At 64.0% G+C, this 15,565-nt stretch carries 14 protein-coding genes; 6 read left to right on the top strand and 8 right to left on the bottom strand.

Annotation, left to right across the window (positions count from 1 at the left end):
* Nucleotides 1–49: 49 nt before the first annotated feature.
* On the bottom strand, nucleotides 50–1,015 hold the full coding sequence (locus GWG67_RS08280; RefSeq protein WP_275168660.1) for a sensor histidine kinase: 966 nt from the start codon (nucleotides 1,013–1,015) through the stop codon (nucleotides 50–52).
* Nucleotides 1,016–1,210: 195 nt separating this feature from the next.
* Here GWG67_RS08280 and GWG67_RS08275 point away from each other — a divergent pair, with 195 nt between their 5' ends.
* Nucleotides 1,211–2,050, top strand: a complete 840-nt coding sequence (locus GWG67_RS08275; protein ID WP_275168659.1) for an SDR family NAD(P)-dependent oxidoreductase — start codon at nucleotides 1,211–1,213, stop codon at nucleotides 2,048–2,050.
* Between the two features lie 119 nt (nucleotides 2,051–2,169).
* Here the strand turns inward: GWG67_RS08275 and GWG67_RS08270 are convergent, their stop codons facing one another.
* Together GWG67_RS08270 and GWG67_RS08265 are read right to left on the bottom strand one after the other, a co-directional pair.
* Entirely contained in the window at nucleotides 2,170–3,546 is a 1,377-nt protein-coding gene (locus tag GWG67_RS08270; protein WP_275168658.1) for a cytochrome P450, read from the bottom strand.
* Nucleotides 3,547–3,609: 63 nt separating this feature from the next.
* Nucleotides 3,610–4,845 (bottom strand): LLM class flavin-dependent oxidoreductase, encoded by a 1,236-nt coding sequence (locus GWG67_RS08265; protein ID WP_275168656.1) that lies wholly within the window; start codon nucleotides 4,843–4,845, stop codon nucleotides 3,610–3,612.
* 556 nt (nucleotides 4,846–5,401) lie between these two features.
* Between GWG67_RS08265 and GWG67_RS08260 the strand changes: the two genes are divergently transcribed.
* Complete coding sequence (locus GWG67_RS08260; protein WP_275168654.1) at nucleotides 5,402–6,568, top strand: PHB depolymerase family esterase; 1,167 nt, start codon at nucleotides 5,402–5,404, stop codon at nucleotides 6,566–6,568.
* 1 nt (nucleotide 6,569) lies between these two features.
* Here the strand turns inward: GWG67_RS08260 and GWG67_RS08255 are convergent, their stop codons facing one another.
* Nucleotides 6,570–6,872, bottom strand: a complete 303-nt coding sequence (locus GWG67_RS08255) for a hypothetical protein (protein WP_275168652.1) — start codon at nucleotides 6,870–6,872, stop codon at nucleotides 6,570–6,572.
* Between the two features lie 132 nt (nucleotides 6,873–7,004).
* On the opposite strand from GWG67_RS08255, the gene GWG67_RS08250 reads away from it, so the two are divergent.
* A complete protein-coding gene (locus tag GWG67_RS08250; RefSeq protein ID WP_275168650.1) occupies nucleotides 7,005–7,385 on the top strand; it encodes a helix-turn-helix domain-containing protein in 381 nt (126 codons plus the stop codon).
* A 3-nt stretch (nucleotides 7,386–7,388) separates the two neighbouring features.
* On the opposite strand, the gene GWG67_RS08245 is transcribed toward GWG67_RS08250, so the two are convergent.
* On the bottom strand, nucleotides 7,389–8,069 hold the full coding sequence (locus tag GWG67_RS08245; RefSeq protein WP_275168649.1) for an MBL fold metallo-hydrolase: 681 nt from the start codon (nucleotides 8,067–8,069) through the stop codon (nucleotides 7,389–7,391).
* A 172-nt stretch (nucleotides 8,070–8,241) separates the two neighbouring features.
* Between GWG67_RS08245 and GWG67_RS08240 the strand changes: the two genes are divergently transcribed.
* On the top strand, nucleotides 8,242–9,840 hold the full coding sequence (locus GWG67_RS08240) for an alpha-amylase family glycosyl hydrolase (protein WP_275168647.1): 1,599 nt from the start codon (nucleotides 8,242–8,244) through the stop codon (nucleotides 9,838–9,840).
* 162 nt (nucleotides 9,841–10,002) lie between these two features.
* On the opposite strand, the gene GWG67_RS08235 is transcribed toward GWG67_RS08240, so the two are convergent.
* Nucleotides 10,003–11,700 carry an alpha-amylase family protein gene (locus GWG67_RS08235; RefSeq protein ID WP_275168646.1) on the bottom strand — a complete coding sequence of 566 codons (1,698 nt, stop codon included), beginning with the start codon at nucleotides 11,698–11,700 and terminating at the stop codon, nucleotides 10,003–10,005.
* Nucleotides 11,701–11,977: 277 nt separating this feature from the next.
* On the opposite strand from GWG67_RS08235, the gene GWG67_RS08230 reads away from it, so the two are divergent.
* Nucleotides 11,978–12,466 carry an MmcB family DNA repair protein gene (locus GWG67_RS08230; protein WP_275169140.1) on the top strand — a complete coding sequence of 163 codons (489 nt, stop codon included), beginning with the start codon at nucleotides 11,978–11,980 and terminating at the stop codon, nucleotides 12,464–12,466.
* Between the two features lie 153 nt (nucleotides 12,467–12,619).
* Here the strand turns inward: GWG67_RS08230 and GWG67_RS08225 are convergent, their stop codons facing one another.
* Nucleotides 12,620–13,174 carry an ActR/PrrA/RegA family redox response regulator transcription factor gene (locus tag GWG67_RS08225; RefSeq protein WP_007598178.1) on the bottom strand — a complete coding sequence of 185 codons (555 nt, stop codon included), beginning with the start codon at nucleotides 13,172–13,174 and terminating at the stop codon, nucleotides 12,620–12,622.
* Nucleotides 13,175–13,277: 103 nt separating this feature from the next.
* On the bottom strand, nucleotides 13,278–14,588 hold the full coding sequence (locus GWG67_RS08220; RefSeq protein WP_275168645.1) for an ActS/PrrB/RegB family redox-sensitive histidine kinase: 1,311 nt from the start codon (nucleotides 14,586–14,588) through the stop codon (nucleotides 13,278–13,280).
* 105 nt (nucleotides 14,589–14,693) lie between these two features.
* Here GWG67_RS08220 and GWG67_RS08215 point away from each other — a divergent pair, with 105 nt between their 5' ends.
* Nucleotides 14,694–15,497: an ABC transporter ATP-binding protein gene (locus GWG67_RS08215; RefSeq protein ID WP_275168644.1), complete on the top strand. Its 804-nt coding sequence runs from the start codon at nucleotides 14,694–14,696 to the stop codon at nucleotides 15,495–15,497.
* Nucleotides 15,498–15,565 lie beyond the last annotated feature (68 nt).

The following is a 15,565-nucleotide window of genomic DNA, read 5'->3' as shown; positions in this document are numbered from 1 at the left end:
CGGCGAAACCGCGAACGACGCACGCGAACGGGTTTCGTTTGCGCCGTGTCTAACCGTCCTTGGGGATACGGCATTGCATGGTGCAATGGAGTCCGGTCCTGAGATAGGAGACCTCCGTCTTGCCGTCGAAGGCCGACAGCGCCGACTTCAACAGCTTGGTGCCGAAACCTGGCTCGGAGACCTTGTCGACGCTCGGGCCCTCGGTTTCATCCCAGGTCACGGTCAGACGGTCGTCGCTGACGGTCCATGACACCTGCAACAACCCGCGCGGCGCGGAGAACGCGCCATATTTGCCTGCGTTGGTGGCGAGCTCGTGAAACATTAGCGACAGCGTGACCGCAAGCTTCGGCGGCAGGAACAGCCGTTCGCCGTTGAGCGTGAAGCGGACATGGCCATAAGGGCCGAGCTCGGAGATCAGGAGGTCGCGAATGTCGCAGCCGGCCTTGTCGATCCGCGAGATCAAATCGTCGGTCGCGGCAAGCGACCGCAGCCGCGGATCGATCCGGGCCCAGATTTGCGGCTGATCGTGCAGCACCTGATGCAGCACGGCATGCACCGTCGACAGCTTGTTCTTCAGCCGGTGCTGGAGCTCGTCGACCAGCAGCTTGCGGTAGTCTTCTTCCTCGATCAGGCGCCTGGAAATCCGGCGCTGCTCGACGAGGAGCGAGCGATAGTGCTCGACGCCCCAGATGGTGAGCGCGCAGACCGTCCAATACAGCGCCAGCAGGGCGAATCGCGCGTTATCGGCAAAGGCATCGCCGAAATTCACGACGACGCCGAGCACGCCGCCGACCAGCGCCGTGATGATGCCGATGCGGAAGCCGCCGAACGCGGCCGCAAAGAACACGGCCGGGAAATACGGCGTGAAATAGACGTCGGGCCGCACATGGGCGAGGGCCCAGCGCGCCAGCGTCGCAACCAGCAGGCAGGCGACCGCAAACGCAAGGCTCAGGCCGAGCGACGGCGGTGCTGCGCCGTGCCAGCCTTTGCGGAATTCGTCGATCAGCTTCCCCATGCGCAGTCCGGTCGCGATATGCGTTCGACAATCGAGCGGTCGCCGGGAATGTTACGCATGTCGCCGGCCCCAAGCAAAGCTTGCCTTGTCGGAAGCCGGCAGGAATAGTGCCTGCTGCGGCGCCGACCGTCGCGGCGCCGTCGTCGATTGGTGTCCGCCATTTGGCGTCAAGGGGTTCGAAAACAGGGACATTCCATGGGCAGGCTGGATGGCAAGGTCGCGGTGATCACGGGCGCGACGAGCGGGATCGGGTTGCGGACTGCTGAAGTCTTCGTTGCCGAAGGTGCCAAAATTGTGATCGCGGGCCGGCGCATACCGGAAGGCGAGGCGCTGGCGAAGCAGCTCGGGGCGAATTGCGTCTTCCGTCAGACGGATGTGACGGTCGAAGCGCAGATGCAGGCGCTGATCGCGCTCGCGGTGGACACATTCGGCCGCATCGACTGCCTGTTCAACAATGCCGGCGGCCCGGCGCAGACCGGCGGCATCGAAGGCCTTGAGGTCGAGCGCTTCGACGCGGCGATGGCGACCCTGCTGCGCAGCGTCATGCTCGGCATGAAGCACGCCGCGCCCCACATGAAGAAGCAGGGCTTTGGCAGCATCATCAACAATGGCAGCATCGCCGGCCGTCTCGCCGGCTTCTCGTCCTCGATGGTCTATGGTGCGGCCAAGGCGGCGGTGATTCATCTCACCAAATGCGTGGCGATGGAGCTCGGCGAATCCAACGTCCGCGTCAACTCGATCTCGCCCGGCGCGATCGCGACCGGCATTTTCGGCAAGGCGCTGGGGCTTTCGACCGATGCGGCGGAGAAGACGCCGGCGGTGATGCGCGAGGTCTACAAGACCGCGCAGCCGATCCCGCGCGCGGGCCTTCCCGACGACATCGCCCACGCAGCAGTGTTCCTGGCCAGCGACGAATCCAGCTTCATCAACGGCCACGACCTCGTCATCGACGGCGCGATGACCGGCGGCCGCAACTGGAGCCAGCAGCAGCAGGGCTACGTGGCCCTGCGCAAGGCGTTCGATCAGGGGGCGTAGGCGCCACGGGCGACGAAGCCGTAGGGTGGGTTAGCGAAGCGTAACCCACCACTTCTGTCACTGCGGACACCAAAGAGGTGGGTTACGCCTTCGGCTAACCCACCCTACGAGAGCGATGTTCACACTGCCTTCACCCGCACCCGCAATCCATCGCGCGGTTTCGGGATCGGCCACATCTGCCAGTCCGGCTTGTAGCCGGGCTCCAGCGATACCTCGATGTTCTGCAAGAAGTGCCGCGCGAAGCATTTGGCTTGCATGTAGGCGAAGTGCAGGCCGAGGCACATATGCGCGCCGCCGCCGAACGGTACCCAGGCGAAGCGGTGGCGATTGCGCTGGGCCTCTTCGGTGAAGCGCAGCGGATCGAACCGGTCCGGCTCGGGCCAGATGTCCTTCATGTGGTGGGTGTAGAGCGGATTGACGCCGATCGCGGTGCCGGCCGGAATCGAAAAGCCCTTGAAGGTGAAATCGCGCATGGCGCGGCGCGGCATCGAGGGCACCGGCGGCTTGATCCGCAGCGCTTCCTTGAACGCCATCTCCGACAGCGGCATCTTTTCGAGATCGTCGAAGCTGCTCGGCGCATTAGGGGCGAGCCCCAGCGCCATGACCTCCGCGCGGAGCTTGTCCTGCCAGTCGGGATTCGCGGCGAGCTCCCCGATGAACGACGTCAGCGACGAAGTCAGCGTGTCGTGCGCCGCCATCATCAGGAAGCTCATGTGGTCGATGATGTCCTGTTCCGAGAGCAGCGCGCCGTCCTCGTGGGTTGCACGGCAGAGCTGCGAGAACAGGTCATCGCCGCCGTGATTGCCGCGTCGCAGCGGAATCTGCTCGCGGAAATAAGCGACGATGCGCTTGCGTCCCCTGACGCCGGCCGCCATCTGCGTGCCGGGCAGCGGTCGGCGGATCGGGGCGACGGCGGCGGCGACCATGTCGACGAAGGCGCGGTTGATCTCGTCGACCTCCGGCCCGATATCGGCGCCGAGAAAGGACGCGGCGGCGAGATCGAGCGTGAGCTGCTTCATCGCCGGATAAAGCTGCATCTCGCCGGGCTTCGCCTTCCACTGCGCGACGCGGGCGCCGATGCCGCGGTCGAGATCGCTCAGATACGATTTCATCGGGCCGGACTTGAACGCGACCGATAGCGCCTTGCGGTGCAGCCGGTGCTCCTCGAAATCCAGCAGCATCAATCCGCGCGGAAACAACAGGCCGAGCACCTTGTTCCAGCCATGGGTCGAGGAGAACAGCTTTTGCTGGTCGAACAGCACGAGCTCGTTGGCCTCGGGGCCGAGCAGCACGACATTGGTCTCGCCGAAGAAGTGCGTGCGATAGACCAGGCCGTATTTGGCGCCATTCGCCTCGATGTGCCCCTTGGGGTCGGCGAGCACCTGGAAGGTCTTGCCGATGATCGGCCAGCCTTCGTCGCCGGGGATATGTGTCAGCTCGTTGCGCTTGGGCGGAGTGAAGCCGAGCACAGGGGCGGCCACATTCTGCATCGACATGTCGATTGCTCCGATTGGCTGGACCCGGCCAACATAGCACAATCCGGTGACGATGACTCCGCGCTACCGCTTCGCCGCTTCCTTCTGCAAATCCGGGGCGTTGACGGCCGGAATCGCGACGCGGCCGGCGCCGGTCACCTTCAACGCCTCGGCGGCCTTCTCGTTTTCCATGATCTTGGCCATCACGGCTTGGCCCGCGCGTTCGAAGATCGCGCGGTTCTCGATCACGAATTTTTGCGACTTGCGCAAGCCGTCGATGTAGCCGTTGATCTCGGGCACGACGTAGCGCGCGACAAGGTCCCAGCTCCGGCGCGTGTTCTCCGGATTGGCCCAGTCGTGCACGAAGCCGATGACGGCGCCGACGCCGCCGGAGACCTGCATCACATTCTTGATCATCTTGACGAGGTCGTCGGGCGTGCCGATGACGGAGGCCGCGCCGTCGACGAAGGCGGTCTTGTCCACGGCCTCGTCCGGCGAGGCGAACGCGGTGAGGCCCGGCCGTTGCAGCGTGCCGACATTATATTCGTTGTGCCAGCGCATCAGACCGGGACCGGCCTCGCGGCGGGCCTGCTCGCGGGTCTCGGCGACATGCCAGGTCAGCAGCACGCGCCAGTTCGCGCGATCGACCTTGGTGCCGTGCTTTTTCGCCGCGTCCTCGGCGAACTGCCATTGCTGTTGCAGCGACATCAGCCCCTGCGTCGTCATCGAACCCAGCGAGATGATGCCGATGCCGTATTTGCCGGCGAGCGTCATGCCGGAGGGCGAGATCTGCGACGCCACCACGAACGGCATCTCTTCCTGCAGCGGCAGGAGCTGCAGCGCGGCGTCGTTCATGGTGAACCAGTCGCTCTTCGCGGTGACGCGCTCGCCGTTGAAGAGGCGGCGGATCACGCCGATCGCCTCGTCCTGGCGGTCGCGCTGCGTCATCGGATCGATGCCGAGCGTATGCGCGTCGGAGGCGAGCGCGCCGGGACCGGAGCCGAAGATGGCGCGGCCGCCAGTCATGTGGTCAAGCTGCACCATGCGCTGCGCGACGTTGTAGGGGTGGTGATAGGGTAGCGACACCACGCCGGTGCCGAGCTTGATCCGCTTGGTGCGCTCGCCGGCCGCAGCCAGGAACATCTCCGGCGAGGCGATCATCTCCCAGCCGGAGGAATGATGCTCGCCGCACCAGAACTCGTCATAGCCGAGCGCATCGAGCTGCTCGACCAGATCGAGGTCGCGCCGGAACTGGAGCATCGGATGCTCCCCGATCGGATGATGCGGGGCAAGGAAGGCTCCGAACTTCAGGCGCGCCATGGCATTCTCTCCGGCTTTCATTTCTTGTTTGTTTGTGGCGCGAAGCTACGTGCTGAACGCAGCGAGCGCAATCACGCGATGTCCCGCGCGGTGGAATGCAGCCATGCGATGGAGCGCTCTCTCGTGGAAGACGTAAGGCCTCGCGATATCTGCCTCGGAGGTCATCGCGCGTTCGCGCGCCGATGCATCAAACCGTCACAAAGCAGATCGATTCATCGCGCGAGCTGGTGAGCGACCTTCAAGGCACCAAAACGTCTTTCTGATCGGCCTGCTCCGGCTTCACCCTGACCTTGCCGTGGAAGTCCTGCAATCAGCGCGCGCAGGAATGCTCGCGTCGCTCGCGCGGTTCCTAACATTAATCATGATCTGCGCCGCGTTCCTGGCGTGGATGCGCCGTTCATCTGCACGAAGTTGAGGCATTGCGGTCAATACGTGCGGATTTCTGCAGGTTTTCCGGCGATTTAGCGCGTCATCGACAGCACACGGTCTTTTTATTTTGCGCTGCAGCAACTATTTGGTTTGGGTGGACGTTGAACGTCGCCTGCCAGGAGCTGCCGTGTCGTTAACCAGAAATGTCGATCTCTTGAGACGTCTGCCAAAGCTGGACGGATTGCGCTTCGCCGAGTTTGGCCGGAGCGCCGATGCGTCCAGTCCTTTGCAAGAGGTCACGGGCTTCGGCGACAATCCCGGCAATCTGCGCCTGTTCGCGTTCGTGCCGCCGCAATTGCAGAAGCCGCGCGCGCTCGTCGTCGTGCTGCACGGCTGCGGCCAGACCGCGGCAAGCTACGACCTCGGCGCCGGATGGTCGACGCTCGCCGAGCACTACGGCTTCGCGCTGCTGATGCCCGAGCAGCAGCGCGTCAACAACAGCAACACCTGCTTCAACTGGTTCAATCCGGAAGACACGGCACGGGACAGCGGCGAGGCGTGTTCGATTCGCGAGATGATCGCGCACATGATTGAAACGCATCGCGTCGATCCCAAACGCATCTTCATCACGGGCCTGTCGGCGGGCGGCGGCATGACGTCGGTGATGCTCGCGACCTATCCTGAAGTCTTCGCGGCCGGGGCGGTCATCGCGGGGCTTCCCTACGGCATCGCGACCAATCTGCGCGAGGCGCTCGACGGCATGTTTCATTCCCCGGAGCGGCCGGCGCGCGAACTTGGCGATCTGGTGCGGCGGGCCTCGACTCATCGCGGGCCGTGGCCGAGGATCTCGGTGTGGCACGGCAGCGCCGATCGCACCGTCAATCCCGGCAATGCCAACGAGATCGTCAAGCAATGGCTCGACCTGCACGATCTGCCCGAGGCGCCGATGGCGGAAACCGACATCGACGGCTATCCGCGCCAGGCCTGGTGGAACAAGGACGGCGAGACCCTCGTCGAGTCCTACGCCATCACCGACATGGCCCACGGCACGCCGCTCGGCCTGGCCGACAACGACCAGCGCTATGGCGTAGAGGGCGCGTTCCTGATCGAGGCCGGCATCTCCTCGTCCTATCATATCGCCAAATTCTTCGGCCTCACCGGCTGGATCCCGGACGCGGCGAAGAAGGTCGAGCCAAAGCCGACGCCGGCCCGCTCGTCCGCGCCGCATCTGGCCCGCTCGATCCGCGCCGCGGTCGCCGAACAGCCGGCCGAGCCGAAGCGCGAGGAGGCCCGCGGCTTCGATCTCGGCCAGATCATCACGCGCGCGCTCACGGCCGCGGGATTGATGAAGTAACTCAGGCCGTCGCGCCGATCCATTCGATCGGCGTCGCCGTCACCTCGCCGCCGGCGACCTTGCGGGTCATCTCCTGATAGGCCTTGAAGAAGTCGCGCGATTGCAGCGCCTTTTGCGCGGCATCGTCGCTGACGCTGGCGAGATGGAAATAGCTGCCATTGTCGCGGTTCTTCAGGACGCGATAGCCGATCCGTCCTTTCAGTTCCGGATCGGCGTCGATCGCCTTGATGAAGCGGCCGACCTCCTGGTGCCAGGCCTCCGTCGTGCCGTTCTTGAATTCGTACCGGATCATGAAGTGCTTCATGTGACGCTCCCTGTTGGCGTTGTGCGTCATCATCTGCGTGTTGGATACGATCCTGCAAGTATGGACAAAATTGATAGTATGGACTTTTTCGGCGTCGCTCCTATTCTTCATCTCGCACATGGAGGAAACGACATGGCCAAGGAAGGGACAAAGCCAGTCCCCGCGCGCAGCTGCCCGGTCGCGGCCTTTCAGAAGATGATCAGCGGCAAGTACAAGCTGCGCATCGTCTGGGACCTCAAGGACGGCCCGCGCCGCTACGGCGAGATCAGGAGCGGCCTGTTGCGCGGCACGGAAGGCAGCGCGGAGATCACTCCGCGCGTGCTGAGCCGTGAATTGAAGGCGCTGACGGCGAGCGGCCTGATCGATCGCAAGGATTTTGGCGAGGTGCCGCCGAAGGTCGAGTATCGCCTCACCCGCAAAGGCAAGAGCTTCGTGCCGGTCGTCGCCGCGATCCGTGACTGGGGCGACCGTAACCTGAGTGCGCCCCGAGTGCTCGCGGACGCCGCCGAGTAGGGCCTACATCTCGCCGGTGATGAACGGATTGGTCATCCGCTCCTGGCCGATGCTCGAGCCGGCGCCGTGGCCGCAGATGAAGCCGACATCGTCGCCGAGCGGCAGCAGCTTGGTCTTGATCGAGTCGATCAGGGTCGCGTGACTGCCGCCGGGCAGATCGGTGCGTCCGACCGAGCCGGCGAACAGGACGTCGCCGACATGGGCGAAGCGCAGATCCTTGTTGAAGAACACCACGCTGCCGGGCGAGTGGCCGGGGCAATGATAGATCTCGAACTGGAGATCGCCGATCGCCACGCTGTCGCCTTCGTCGAGCCAGCGGTCCGGCTCGAAATTGCGCACGCCGGTCATGCCGAAGCGCGCGCCGCTCTCGACCACGTTGTCGAGCAGGAATTTGTCCGCGACGTGCGGGCCCTCGATCGGCACCTTCAGCGCGTCGCGGAGCTCGTCCGCGCCGCCGACATGGTCGATATGGCCGTGAGTTAGCCAGATCTTCTCCACGGTGACGCCGGTCTGCTTGATGGCGTCCAGGATCTTCGGCACGTCGCCGCCGGGATCGATCACCACGGCCTTCTTGGAAGGCTCGTCCCAGATGATGGTGCAATTCTGCTCAAACAGCGTCACGGGAACGATGATCGCGCCCGCTTTCGCGCCTGCCTGGGCCTGTGTCTCGTTTTGCTCGGTCATGGCGCCACAATGCCGATTTTTGCCATGTCGCCAAGCAAAAGATTTGTCCCCATGGCTCGGGAACAGTCGCGGACATCGTCACACAGCTGTCCCAATTCGCCTGCTGTTTTGAACCGGGGCGCTCCTTCCGCGTTCTCCCGCGCGAGAAGCAGTTTTTGGATGGATTTCCCGCATGGCTCAGAGCGGCAGCAATTGGTGGCGCGACGGCATCTTCTATCAGATCTACCCGCGCTCCTTTCAGGATTCAAATGGCGACGGTGTCGGCGATCTCGCCGGCATTTTGCAGCGGCTGCCGTATGTGAAATCGCTCGGCGTCGACGCGATCTGGCTGTCGCCGATCTTCCCCTCGCCAATGGCCGATTTCGGCTACGACATTTCCGACTATACCGGCATCGAGCTGCTGTTCGGCACGATGGCGGATTTCGATGCGCTTCTTGCCGCCGCGCACGACAACGGCCTCAAGCTGATCCTCGACCTGGTGCCGAACCACACCTCGGACCAGCATCCCTGGTTCGTCGAAAGCCGCGCCTCGCGCGACAATCCCAAACGTGACTGGTACATCTGGCGCGACCCGGGCGAGGGTGGCGGCGTACCGAACAACTGGCTGTCCGAGTTCGGCGGCAGTGCGTGGCAGTTCGACGAGACGACCGGTCAGTACTACTATCACGCCTTCCTCGCCCAGCAGCCGGACCTCAACTGGCGCAATCCCGATGTCCGCGCGGCGATCTATGACGTGATGCGGTTCTGGCTCGAGAAGGGCGTCGACGGCTTTCGCGTCGACGTGATCTGGCACCTGATCAAGGACGCCGATTTCCGCGACAACCCGCCCAATCCGCATTATGTCGAGAGCCGGCCGCCGAACGAAAGGATCCTCACACAATATTCCACCGACCAGCCGGAGGTGCACGACGTCATCGCCGAGATGCGGCGCGTCACGGATGCCTATGCTGCCCGCGTCCTGATCGGCGAGATCTATCTGCCGCTGCATCGCCTGATGGCTTATTACGGTAACGATCTCACCGGCGCGCAGATGCCGTTCAATTTCGCGCTGCTCTCGACCTTCTGGAGCGCGCGCTCGATCGAGAAGATCGTCGAGGACTACGAGAAGGCGCTGCCGAAAGGCGCATGGCCGAACTGGGTGCTCGGCAATCACGATCGCCCGCGCGTCGCAAGCCGCGTCGGGCCGGAGCAGGCCCGAATCGCAGCCATGCTGCTGCTGACGCTGCGCGGCACGCCGACGCTGTATTACGGCGACGAGATCGGCATGCATCAGCTCGCGATCGCCCCCGAGTTCGTGCGCGACCCCTTCGAGAAGAACGTACCCGGCATCGGTGTCGGTCGCGACGGCTGCCGCACGCCGATGCAGTGGGATTCCTCCAACTTCGCCGGCTTCTCGGACGTCAGGCCATGGCTGCCGCTGCCGGAGGATCACATCCACAACAACGTCGTCGATCTCGAAGCCGATTCACGTTCGATCCTCACGCTCTACAAGCGCCTGATCGCGTTGCGGCAGGCGTGTCCGCCGCTGGTTGCGGGCGACTATCATCCGATCGCGGCGCAGGGCGATCTCCTGGTCTATCGCCGAGAGGCCGAGGGCAGGGCGGTGATCGTGGTGCTCAATCTCGGCCCTGAGCCGATCCCGGTCACCACCAGCGCGATCAAGTTTGGCAGCGAGATTCTGCTGTCGACATTCCTGGATCGCGAGGGCGAGCGGCTCGAAGGCGTGCTGGATTTGCGCGGCAACGAGGGCGTGATCATCACGCCGCCATGACCGTCGTCCTGGACAAGCGAAGCGCAGAGATGGGCGACGCACTTTCCTCGTCATTGCGAGCGCAGCGAAGCAATCCGGAATCTTCCCGCGGTGACAGTCTGGATTGCTTCGCTGCGCTCGCAATGACGATCGTGGAAGCGGCGCAACTCCAGCATCTCCACATCACCCCGGATGCTTGTTGCCCCGTATCGTCTTGTCGATATCGCTCCGCTTCAGCAGATAATCCAGCCCGCCGACGCGATACCAGCGATAGCCGTAGGGTTCCAGCACGACGCGGTGCTGGCCGCGCTTGTCGGCATGGCTGTGGTCTTCCGCGAGCAGATTGATCAGGTGCTTGCCGGCCTCGCCCGGCAGCCCCGCCGAGAACGCGATCTCGCGCGGCTTCTCGTCGAGATTGTGCACGAACAGCACGGAATTGTTGCGCCAGTCGTAGCGCATGATGAAGACTGCGGGATCGCGCGTCGGAATGACTGTAAAATCGCCCCAGCCGATCTCCGGCACCTCCTTGCGCATGCGGACGATGCGCTCGGTCCAGTTCAGCATGGAGTTGGGATCGCGCCGTTGTTTTGCGACATTGAGGTGCTCGAAACCATAAGGTCCCTCGTCGATGACGGGCAAGGCCGGCTTGTCGCTGGTGGTGAATCCGCCATGCGGCTCGGTCGACCATTGCATCGGCGTGCGCGCGCAATTGCGTTCCGGCAGCGAAAGATCATCGCCCATCGCGATCTCGTCGCCATAGCGGATCACCGGCGTCCCCGGCAGCGTGCACATCAGGCTGTAGGCGAGCTCGAGCCGCCTGCGGTCGCCGCCCAGCATAGGTGCCAGGCGACGGCGAATGCCGCGGTCGTAGAGCTGCATGTCCTTGTCGGGACCGAAGCGCTTGAACACGATTTCGCGCTGCGCCTTGGTCAGCCGCCCCAAATCGAGTTCGTCATGATTGCGCAGGAACAGGCCCCATTGCGCCGAGGCGGGCCGCGGCTTGGTCGCCTTCAGCGCTTTCCCCAACGGGCGTGAATCGGACGAGGCCAGCGCATAGAACAGATGCTGGTTGACCTGGAAATTGAACATCATATGCATGCGGTCGGCATCGCGGCCGAAATATTCCATGTCCGTCTTTGGCAGCACGTTGGCCTCGGCGAGGATGATGGCATCGCCCTGCCGCCATTGCAGGAATTCACGAAACGTCCGCAGCATGTCGTACTGCTCGGCCGGCTTTTTCACCTTGGCGCCTTTGGTCGAGATGACGAAAGGCACGGCATCCATGCGAAAGCCTGAGACGCCGAGTTGGATCCAGAAGCCCATGATCTTCAAAATCTCGGCCTGCACGCGCGGGTTCGAGGTGTTGAGATCGGGCTGGAAATCGTAGAAGCGGTGGAAGTACCAGGCGCCGGCTTCCTTGTCGCGCGTCCAGGTCGATTTCTGAACGCCGGGAAACACCATGCCCTGATTGGCGTTGGCCGGCTTCTTGTCGGACCAGACATACCAGTCGCGGTAGGGCGAGTTCTTGTCGCTCCGCGCCGCCTTGAACCAGGGATGCTGGTCGGAGGTGTGGTTGACGACGAGATCGATGATGACGCGAATGCCGCGCTGCTTGCAGCCATGGGTGAACTCGACGAAATCGCCGAGCGTGCCGTAGCGGGCATCGACGCTGTAATAATCCGCGACATCGTAGCCGTCGTCGCGGCCGGGCGAGGTCTGGAACGGCATCAGCCAGATCGTGGTGATGCCGAGGCCGTGCAGATAATCGAGCCGGCGCAACAGGCCCTTGAAATCGCCGATGCCATCGCCGTTGGCGTCCATATAGGTGCCGACGGACAGGCAATAGATGATGGCGTTCTTGTACCAGAGATCGTCGATCATGCGCGCGCAGCCTCGGTGGTTCCGCCGAGGTGCGGCGGCTGCGTAATAAGTGCGAGGGAGACTTGAGGTTCCCCGCTTTTACTCAGGTGTCGTCCCGGCGAAGGCCGGGACCCATACCGCGTGATTTCTCCGTGAGGCGCGGTGCACCTACCGCGGGCCGCAACCATTAGCCTTCGCTAAACTCCTTTCCGTGATTATGGGTCCCGGCCTTCGCCGGGACGACATTTGAGAATGGAGCAAGGTGTCCGCGTTCGGAGGAATCGGCTATCCTCCCGCCATGGACAATCCCGCCCGCATTGCCCTCGTGCCACCACCCGACCGCCGTCAATCCGAGACAGCGCTGGCCATCGCGCGCGGCACGGCGCGATTGTTGGGCTCGCTCGGCTTCACCTGCATCAGCGAATTGCCGTTGCCCTCGGGGCGGCGCGCCGATCTCGTCGCGCTGAACGAGCGCGGCGAGATCTGGATCGTCGAGATCAAATCGTCGGTAGAGGATTTGCGCGCCGATCAGAAATGGCACGAATACCGGGCGCATTGCGACCGGCTGTTCTTCGCCTTCACGCAGGAGCTGCCTTGCGAGATCTTTCCGCAAGATACGGGGCTGATCATCGCGGACGCCTATGGCGCGCACCTGCAATGCGAGGCGCCCGAGCACAAGCTCGCTGCGGCCACGCGCAAGCAGATGACGGTGCGGTTCGCGATGGCGGCGGCGTTGCGGATCAACCGGCTGGTCGATCCGCAGGGGCATGCGGAGTTTTGGGAATAGGCCGGTCTCGTGTCCCGGACGCGCTGCAACGCTTCAGCGTTGCTGCGCAGAGCCGGGACCCAGCAGGCGACGATTCGAGCTGAGGCATGGGTCCCGGCTCAGCAGCGCATCACTTCGTGCTGCGCTGCTTCCGGGGCACGGAAGGCGTGACTATCAGCGCGGCGCGCGCTTGGCCAGGATCCGCTGCAACGTACGCCGATGCATGTTGAGCCGGCGCGCGGTTTCCGAGACGTTTCGGTTGCACATCTCGTAGATGCGCTGGATGTGTTCCCAGCGCACGCGGTCGGCCGACATCGGATTCGCCGGCAATTCGGACTTGTCCGAGCCGGTCGACAGCAGCGCCGCGACGACGTCGTCGGCATCCGCGGGCTTTGAGAGATAATCGACCGCGCCCATCTTCACCGCGGTGACGGCAGTGGCGATGTTGCCATAACCGGTCAGCACGATGGCGCGGGCGTCGGGACGCTTCTTCTTCAGCGCCGAGACCACGTCGAGACCGTTGCCGTCGCCGAGCCGCAGATCGACCACGGCGAATGCCGGCGCCGCCTTGCCGATCTGCGCCAGACCGTCCGAGACGGTGTCGCATGACGTCACCGCAAAGCCGCGCGTTTCCATGGCGCGCGACAGCCGCTCCAGAAACGGCTTGTCGTCCTCCACGATCAGCAGCGAGCGGTCGGTCTGTTCGTTCAGTTCGGCGATGGCGTTCAAGGTTTGGTCCTCTCTCCAGCGCGTCTACATATGGCGGCGCAATCGGGCGGTGCCAAGGGCGCCAATAGTCGATCGGCCCCGTTGTGCGACGCAAGGTCGCGGCCTATCCTATTGTTTCTTTGAAGGTCTCGATAGTCTCAAAACGCTCTCTCGGCCACGTGATCTGGACCACTGCGCCATGATCCGGAAAGGTCCGGTTGGTAAACGAGACCTTGGCGCCGGTGCGCTCCAGCAAGGTGCGCGCGATGAACACGCCGAGCCCGAGGCCGCCGCCTTCGTCCCGGTTGCGCCGCCGCGACAAATAGGGCTCGCCGATCCGGTTCAGGATGTCAGGCGGAATGCCGGGACCGTCGTCGGAAATCACGAGCTCGATCGTGTCCTTGTTCCACCACGCATTCACCTCGACGGTGGTGCGGGCGAAATCGACCGCGTTCTCGACGATGTTGCCGACGCCGTAAAGGATCGCCGGATTGCGCGAGCCCACCGGCTCGGCCACGATGGCGACGGCGATGCGCACCTTGATATCGACCCCGAAATCGCGGTGCGGCGCCACCACCTCCTCGATCAGCTCCGACAGCTTCATGCGGTCGAACGGTGCGCCGGTGGAGGAGAGCTGGGTGATCTTGCTCAATATGTCGCGGCAACGCTGCGTCTGCTCGCGCAGGGTCTTCAGGTCGGCGGCAAAGTTCGGCTCCTTCACCGTCTTCTCCAGCTCGCGCGAGATCAGGAAGATCGTCGCGAGCGGCGTGCCGAGCTCGTGCGCTGCGGCCGCGGCCAGGCCGTCGAGCTGGGTCAGATGCTGCTCGCGCGTCAGCACCAGCTCGGTCGCGGCCAGCGCGTCGGCGAGCTTGCGCGCCTCCTCGGTGACCTGGAACGAGTAGAGGCTGGTGACGCCGATCGCGAGCGCGATCGAGAGCCAGACGCCGACGAGATAGATCGGCGGCAGCACCAGCGGATCGTCGGAATCCCAAGGCAGCGGCAGATGGAAGAAGAACAGGACCGAGGCGCAGGCGACAGCGAGCACGCCGAGGCCGAAAGTGAAGCGGGCCGGCAGCGCGGTCGCCGAGATCAGCACGGGTGCGAGAAACAGGAACGAGAACGGGTTCTGGAGTCCGCCGGTGAAAAACAAGAGACCCGCCAGCTCCACGATGTTGAGCGCGAGCAGTCCGGCCGCCTGCATCGGCTCCAGCCGCTGCAGCGGATTGGACACGGTCTGGAGCCCCAGATTGAGCGCCGCCGACAGGGCGATGATGCTGACGCAGGGGACGATCTCGACGTTGAATTCCAGCCCCTGCGCCACGATGAAGATCGCGGCGAGCTGGCCCAGCACCGCGAGCCAGCGCAGCCGCAGGATCGTATCCAGGCGGATATGCCGCTGCGCGGGGCGAAAGTCGGAAGCGGCAAGTTCGGTCATTTCGGCCAATGGGGCGGTGCCTTCTCGATCACAAGCGCGCGGCTCACGGAACCACCGGATTACAAGCCTTGCGCTCTCCGCTGCAATAGCAGAAGAACGCCCAGCATGACCGAGAATGACAAGGCTTCAAGCTGGCCGACTGTCGCGGATCGCAGCCTCTCCGCGGCAATCGCGGTCGATCACCTCGTCAAGGTGTACAAGCAGACCCGCGCCGTCGACGACATCTCCTTTTCGCTTCCGCGCGGCAGCATCACGGGGCTGCTGGGCGGCAACGGCGCCGGCAAGACCACGACCATCGCGACGATCATGGGCCTCGTGCTGCCGACCTCCGGCCGCGTGCAGGTGCTCGGGCATCGAATGCCGGAGGAAAGTGCTTCCGTGCTGGGGCGGATGAATTTCGAGAGCCCCTATGTCGACATGCCGATGCGGCTCACGGTGCGTCAGAACCTCACCGTGTTCGGCAAGCTCTATGCGGTGAAGAACCTCTCCGAGCGCATCGCTGAGCTGGCCTACGATCTCGATCTCACCGAGTTCATCGACCGCGCTAACGGCAAGCTCTCCGCAGGACAAAAGACGCGCGTTGCGCTTGCCAAGGCGCTGATCAACCAGCCCGAGCTGCTGTTGCTGGACGAGCCGACCGCCTCGCTCGATCCCGACACCGCCGACTGGGTTCGGGGTCATCTGGAGCGTTATCGCAAGGCGAACAACGCCACCATCCTCCTGGCCTCGCACAACATGCTCGAAGTCGAGCGGCTCTGCGACCGCGTCATCATCATGAAGCGCGGCCGCATCGAGGACGACGATACGCCCGAAGCCATCATGGCGCGCTACAACCGCACCACGCTGGAAGAGGTGTTTCTGGACGTCGCGCGCGGCCGGGTGAACGGCGCGCAGGAGGACGCACGATGAGTGACTGCATTCGTAGCCCGGATGGAGCGCAGCGTAATCCGGGATTCGCGCATCTGGCCCGACCGGCC

Source organism: Bradyrhizobium sp. CSS354 (assembly GCF_029051725.1).
Classification (GTDB): Bacteria; Pseudomonadota; Alphaproteobacteria; order Rhizobiales; family Xanthobacteraceae; genus Bradyrhizobium.
Note: the sequence above shows the minus strand (reverse complement) of the source record. Positions and strands in the feature narration are given on the sequence as shown.

What these genes read in the sequence shown, in the direction of transcription:
- GWG67_RS08280 (WP_275168660.1), bottom strand. Translation starts at nt 1,015, where the DNA reads ATGGGGAAGCTGATCGACGAATTCCGCAAAGGCTGGCACGGCGCAGCA.
- GWG67_RS08275 (WP_275168659.1), top strand. Translation starts at nt 1,211, where the DNA reads ATGGGCAGGCTGGATGGCAAGGTCGCGGTGATCACGGGCGCGACGAGC.
- GWG67_RS08270 (WP_275168658.1), bottom strand. Translation starts at nt 3,546, where the DNA reads ATGTCGATGCAGAATGTGGCCGCCCCTGTGCTCGGCTTCACTCCGCCC.
- GWG67_RS08265 (WP_275168656.1), bottom strand. Translation starts at nt 4,845, where the DNA reads ATGGCGCGCCTGAAGTTCGGAGCCTTCCTTGCCCCGCATCATCCGATC.
- GWG67_RS08255 (WP_275168652.1), bottom strand. Translation starts at nt 6,872, where the DNA reads ATGAAGCACTTCATGATCCGGTACGAATTCAAGAACGGCACGACGGAG.
- GWG67_RS08250 (WP_275168650.1), top strand. Translation starts at nt 7,005, where the DNA reads ATGGCCAAGGAAGGGACAAAGCCAGTCCCCGCGCGCAGCTGCCCGGTC.
- GWG67_RS08245 (WP_275168649.1), bottom strand. Translation starts at nt 8,069, where the DNA reads ATGACCGAGCAAAACGAGACACAGGCCCAGGCAGGCGCGAAAGCGGGC.
- GWG67_RS08240 (WP_275168647.1), top strand. Translation starts at nt 8,242, where the DNA reads ATGGCTCAGAGCGGCAGCAATTGGTGGCGCGACGGCATCTTCTATCAG.
- GWG67_RS08235 (WP_275168646.1), bottom strand. Translation starts at nt 11,700, where the DNA reads ATGATCGACGATCTCTGGTACAAGAACGCCATCATCTATTGCCTGTCC.
- GWG67_RS08230 (WP_275169140.1), top strand. Translation starts at nt 11,978, where the DNA reads ATGGACAATCCCGCCCGCATTGCCCTCGTGCCACCACCCGACCGCCGT.
- GWG67_RS08220 (WP_275168645.1), bottom strand. Translation starts at nt 14,588, where the DNA reads ATGACCGAACTTGCCGCTTCCGACTTTCGCCCCGCGCAGCGGCATATC.
- GWG67_RS08215 (WP_275168644.1), top strand. Translation starts at nt 14,694, where the DNA reads ATGACCGAGAATGACAAGGCTTCAAGCTGGCCGACTGTCGCGGATCGC.